The sequence below is a fragment of the Mesorhizobium sp. M1A.F.Ca.IN.020.06.1.1 genome (assembly GCF_004023265.1).
In the GTDB taxonomy this organism is placed as follows: Bacteria; Pseudomonadota; Alphaproteobacteria; order Rhizobiales; family Rhizobiaceae; genus Mesorhizobium.
This window is the reverse complement of the sequence record NZ_RZSR01000384.1, coordinates 1-5,209: the sequence shown is the minus strand read 5'-3', so window position 1 is coordinate 5,209 and position 5,209 is coordinate 1. Positions and strand designations below refer to the sequence as shown.

The window sequence follows — 5,209 nt, the reverse complement described above, 5'->3', positions numbered from 1 at the left end:
CGTCCTGCAGGAAGGCTTCGAGCTTCTCCGGCGCCAGGCCCGCCTGTTCGGCGATGCGTCGGGCGAGATCAGCGGCGGCCGCGCGCGGCCGGCCGACCGGGCGGTCGAGCCAGTAGGACACCGGATTGAGCGCGACCCGCTCGTCAACGGGAACAATCCGGCCCGACTTCAACTGGTCTGCCGTCAGCGGCGGCCGCGCCAGCGCGATGCCGAGCCCGTTCGCCCCCGCGTCGAGCACCAGATTGTAGTCCTCGAAACGCCGGTCCTGCGGGCGCGGGCGATAATCGACCCCCTGTGCCGCGAACCAGGCGCGCCAGGCGGACGCGTCGGAATCGTTGATCAGCGGGAATTTGAGCAGCCGGTCCGGGTCGCCGTGCCCGATCTCCTCCGCCAGCTCCGGCGAGGCGATCGGGAAGATGTGCTCCTCGAAAAGCTGGACCGAGACGCGGCCCGGAATGCGGCCGCGCCCGCAGCGCACCGAAAGGTCGATGCCTTCGTCGGCAAGGTCGGCCTGGCGGTTGTCGACGTCGAGCACGATGCGCAGCCGCGTCGGGTTGTTTTCGAGCGCCGCCATGCGCGGCATCAGCCAAAGGCCGCTGACCGAAGGGATCGAAGCCAGCCGCACCACCGCGGTGCCGCGCGGCTCGACCCAGCGGTCGGAATTGACCGAGATCAGCGCGAAGGCCTCTGTGGTGCGCAGGTGCAGCCGGTTGCCCTCATTGGTCAGCGTCACGCCGCGCGCGTTGCGCTCGAACACCTTGAGCCCGAGCCAGTCCTCCAGCTTGGCGATCTGACGGCTGATCGCGCCATGGGTGAGGTTGAGCCTTTCGGCCGCCGCGGAAAAGCTTCCGGTCCGCGCCGCCGCGTCGAAGGCGCGCAAAGTCTCGAGCGGCAATAGCTGGTCAGAGCTGTGAAGCATGCTCACAGCTGACCCTCGAATTGCTCGTTTGTCAATCGGCGGGCAATGGCGTTTTCTCTCTCCATGACACTGAAGGACGAGGATTCAGCAATGAGCGCGTACACCGGCACGTTGAATGAGACACAGCGCATGGACACCACGGCCGCGATCGCGGTGGCGCTGACGGTGGTCGGCTGGGCGTCTGCCTTCCCGGCGATCCGCGCTGGCCTTGCCGCCTTCCAGCCGCTGGAACTCGGGGCGCTGCGCTTCGCCATCGCGGCCGTGCCGGCAGCGATCTTCCTTGCGGTCAAGCGTCCGGCGCTGCCGAGGATCGATGAGCTGTGGCGTTTCGGCTTCGGCGGTGCCATCTTCGTCGCGCTCTACACCGCCATGCTCAATTTCGGCGAGCTCACCGTCTCGGCGGGCGCCGCCGGCTTCATCATCAATGTCAGCCCGATCTTCACGGCCATCATGGCCATGGCGCTGCTCGGCGAGCGCTTTTCCGGCATGGCCTGGCTTGGCACGGTGATCTCGTTTGCCGGCATCGGCATCATCGCGGTGGCGGACGGCCATGGCCTGCATTTCAACACCGGAGCGCTGCTGGTGCTGGGCTCGGCCCTTTGCTCGGCCGTCAACACCATCGTCCAGAAGCCGCTCTTTGCCCGCCACCATCCGCTGACGATCGCCGCTTCCAACATGGTGCTCGGCGCGCTCTGCCTGTCGCCCTTCCTGGCGGAAGCGTTTTCGCAGGCTGCGGTCGCCGACATGGCCGGCCTCGGCGCCGTCATCTATCTGGGCATTGTGCCCAGCCTGATCGCCTACGCCGCCTGGGCCACCGCGCTGTCGCGCCTGCCGGCCGCGCGCGCCTCGAACTTCCTCTATCTGGTCTCGCCGACCTCCGCTCTGATTGGATTCTTCTGGCTCGGCGAAGTACCGACTCTGCTCGGCATGCTCGGCGGCGCGCTGGCGCTCGGCGGTGTGATCGTGGTGAATTTGAAGCGGTAAGTCAAAGGGTTGAGGCCGGTGCCTTGAGTAAAGGAAAGAGCCGCCTCGAGCGGCCCTTTTCTTGCCCCTCATCCGGCCGCTACGCGGCCACGAGAACGGGTTGGTGCTGGCGCTGAAGGTCTCCTCTCCCCATAGGGAGAAGTCAGCGGAGTGAAGCGAGGCTGGGTGAGGGGAATTGGCGCGCTCACCTTCGCCCGAACAATCTTTCAATGTCGGCGAGTTTCAGCTCAATATAGGTCGGCCTGCCATGGTTGCAGGTGCCGGAGCCGGGAGTCGCCTCCATTTGGCGCAGCAGCGCGTTCATCTCCTCGGCCTTGAGCAGGCGGCCCGAGCGCACCGAGCCGTGACAGGCCATGGTCGCGGCTATTCTGTCCAGCCGTTCCTTCAGCGTCTCGACCGTGTCGTTGTCGGCGATCTCGTCGGCGAGGTCACGCACCAGTTGCTGCACATTGGTTTCGCCGAGCATCGACGGCGTCTCGCGCACCGCCACCGCGCCCGGGCCGAAGCGCTCCAGGCCGAGGCCGAATTTGGCCAGTGTCTCGGAATGCATCGCCAGCCGTTCGGCATCCTCTTCCGGAAGGTCGACGATCTCGGGCAAAAGCAGCATCTGCGAAGGCACGGCGCGAGAGTGCAGCGCGTTCTTCAAGGCCTCGTAGACCAGCCGCTCATGTGCGGCATGCTGGTCGACGATGATCAGCGAGTCCCGGGTTTGGGCGACGATATAGTTCTCATGCACCTGAGCGCGCGCCGCGCCCAGCACCGTGCCGAGCAGCGCCTCGGCCGGCTCGGCGATGCCCGCCCGCGCGTCGGCGCTTGCCAGCGGCCCGGTGTCGAAGGCAGCCTGATCGTTCTCGGCGAAGCCGCCTCGCGCCGGCCGCGCTTCGCCCATGTCGAGCGGCCGCTGCGGCGAGCGCGCCAAATTCGAACCGTGGTCGAAGCTGGAGCCGGAGGCGCGAAAAGCGGCCTCATAGCTGCGGTGGCCATTGGCCGGTCCGGGATGCGAATAGGACGCCGCGCCGGGCCGGAAAGCCGCCATCATGCCGGCCGCGCCGGTGGTCGCGGCCCGGATGCCGGCGCCGGCCATCGCCTCGCGGATGGCGCCGACAATCAACCCGCGCACCAGGCCCGGATCGCGGAAGCGCACATCGGCCTTGGCCGGGTGGACGTTGACGTCGACGGTTGCCGGATCGAGCGAAAGGAACAGCACGGTCACCGCATGCCGGTCGCGCGGCAGCACGTCGGCGAAAGCGCCGCGGATCGCGCCGGCGATCAGCTTGTCGCGCACCGGCCGGCCGTTGACATAGGCATATTGCTGCAGCGCGTTGGCGCGGGTGTAGGAAGGGATCGAGACATGACCGGCAAGATGCACGCCGTCGCGCATGGCATCGATGGCAATGGCATTGTCGGGAAAGTCGGCGCCCATCACTTGCGCGATGCGGGCGAGCCGGCCCTCCGGCGTGTCGCCGGTCGCCGGCAGCTCCAGCGTCGAGCGGTCGGATCCGGCAAGCGTGAAGCGCACGGCGGGGAAGGCAATGGCGATGCGCTTCACCACGTCGCCGGTGGCCGAGCTTTCGGCGCGCTCGCCCTTCATGAATTTGAGCCGTGCCGGCGTGGCGAAGAACAGGTCGCGCACTTCGACGGTGGTGCCGCGGTTGGCGGCCGCCGGCTTGACGGCCGACACCCGGCCGCCCTCGATGCTGATCTCGGCCGCGCTGTCGCCGGCGGCCGTGCGCGAGCGGATCGAAAGCCTGGCCACCGAGCCGATCGACGGCAACGCCTCGCCGCGGAATCCGAGCGAGCGGATGTCGTGGATATCGTCCGACAGCTTCGACGTGCAGTGTCGGGCAACTGCCAGCGCCAGTTCGCGCTCGGGAATGCCCGAGCCGTCATCGGTGACGCGGATGAGCGAGAGCCCGCCGCCGGCGGTGACGATCTCGACGCGCGACGCGCCGGCGTCGAGCGCATTCTCGACCAACTCCTTCACCACGCTTGCGGGACGCTCGATGACCTCGCCGGCGGCGATCTGGTTGATCATCGTTTCGGAAAGCTGGCGAATGGGCATCCGAGGATTATAGGCGGATTCGAACGGTGTGGGGGAGGGGCTACTTCATGCCTGCGCCACCACCCAGTCCCTGACCTTGCGCGCGTTGTCGCTGAGCTCGCGGTTCTTCGGCCAGATGACGTGGAAGCCGATGCCGGTCCTCATCACATGGTCGGTCACCGGCACCAGCAGCCCTGATGCGACCAGCCGCTCGACCAGATGCCGCCAGCCAAGCGAGATGCCTTGCCCTTCCATCACCGCCTGGATCACCAGGGCATAGTCGTTGATGCGCAGGCCGCGCTCGGCATTGCGCAGGCTGGTTCCGGCCGACGCGAACCATTCGTCCCAGTTCGGCGCCTCGCGATAGGGCTCCTCGAGATGGATCAGCCGGTGCGTGGCCAGTTCCTCGACCGTCTTCGGCATGCCGAATTTGGCCAGATAGCTCGGTCCCGCGACGGGGAAGATCTCTTCGTCGGACAGCGACAGCGAGTGATAGTCCGGCCAGTCGCGCGGCACACCGCCGCGCACGCCGAGCGGAATACCCTCGGCAATGATGTCGAGGTCGCGGTCGGCGGTCTGGATGCGCAGATCGATGCCCGGCAGTTGGTCGCGGAACTGCTGCAGGCGCGGCATCATCCAGAACGAGCCGAAGGCAGTCGAGGCGGCAAGGGTCACATGGCCGCCGGTCGCCTGCAGGCGAAGGTCCTCGGCAGATTTGCGGATATGCGACAACCCCAGCGAGACGTCCGCGTGGAAGCGCTCGCCGGCCTCGGTCAGGAGCACCTGGCGGTGGCGGCGCTGAAACAGCTTGGCGCCGAGCTGTTCCTCCAGTCCGCGCACCGCATAGGATACGGCCGCCTGGGTCATGCCGAGCTCGCGCCCGGCGGCGGTGAAGCTCGACAGCCGGCCTGCCGCCTCGAAGACGACGAGGCTGCCGGCCGAGGGCAGGAGGTGGCGTAGGCTTCGCATAAGCACAGCTTATACAAGAGATCAGGATTTTCCAGCGTCACATCCATATTTCGTGTCGCTAACTTGGTCGGGCGGGATGAAGGAGACAACATGAACGCACCGGCCGCTGAATTGACTGAGCCGACCCACCGTCGCGGCGGCGGCCGCCTTGGGCGCAAGGCGCTGAGAAGCGCGCCGGTCGCGTCTTTCCCGACGCTCGTTCGCCAGATTCCGGCCTATGAGATCGTGCCCGACGAGGCGGTGGAGCTGATCCACGAGGAGTCGCTCAAAATCCTCGAGGAGGTTGGCTGCGAGTT

5 protein-coding genes are annotated in these 5,209 nt (G+C 67.2%); 2 read left to right on the top strand and 3 right to left on the bottom strand.

What is annotated here, in order from left to right:
• Positions 1 to 919: LysR family transcriptional regulator (locus EOA60_RS17610; RefSeq protein WP_128311667.1), on the bottom strand; the 919-nt coding region annotated here is incomplete at its 3' end.
• Between the two features lie 90 nt (positions 920 to 1,009).
• On the opposite strand from EOA60_RS17610, the gene EOA60_RS17605 reads away from it, so the two are divergent.
• Positions 1,010 to 1,903 carry a DMT family transporter gene (locus EOA60_RS17605; RefSeq protein WP_095801347.1) on the top strand — a complete coding sequence of 298 codons (894 nt, stop codon included), beginning with the start codon at positions 1,010 to 1,012 and terminating at the stop codon, positions 1,901 to 1,903.
• Positions 1,904 to 2,087: 184 nt separating this feature from the next.
• Here EOA60_RS17605 and mutL read toward each other — a convergent pair whose 3' ends face one another.
• Entirely contained in the window at positions 2,088 to 3,965 is a 1,878-nt protein-coding gene (gene mutL / locus EOA60_RS17600) for a DNA mismatch repair endonuclease MutL (protein WP_127335417.1), read from the bottom strand.
• 45 nt (positions 3,966 to 4,010) lie between these two features.
• Positions 4,011 to 4,913, bottom strand: coding sequence for a LysR substrate-binding domain-containing protein (locus tag EOA60_RS17595; RefSeq protein WP_127335416.1), 903 nt, complete (start codon positions 4,911 to 4,913; stop codon positions 4,011 to 4,013).
• Positions 4,914 to 5,003: 90 nt separating this feature from the next.
• Here EOA60_RS17595 and EOA60_RS17590 point away from each other — a divergent pair.
• The coding region (locus EOA60_RS17590; protein WP_206628150.1) for a trimethylamine methyltransferase family protein at positions 5,004 to 5,209 on the top strand (206 nt) is incomplete at its 3' end.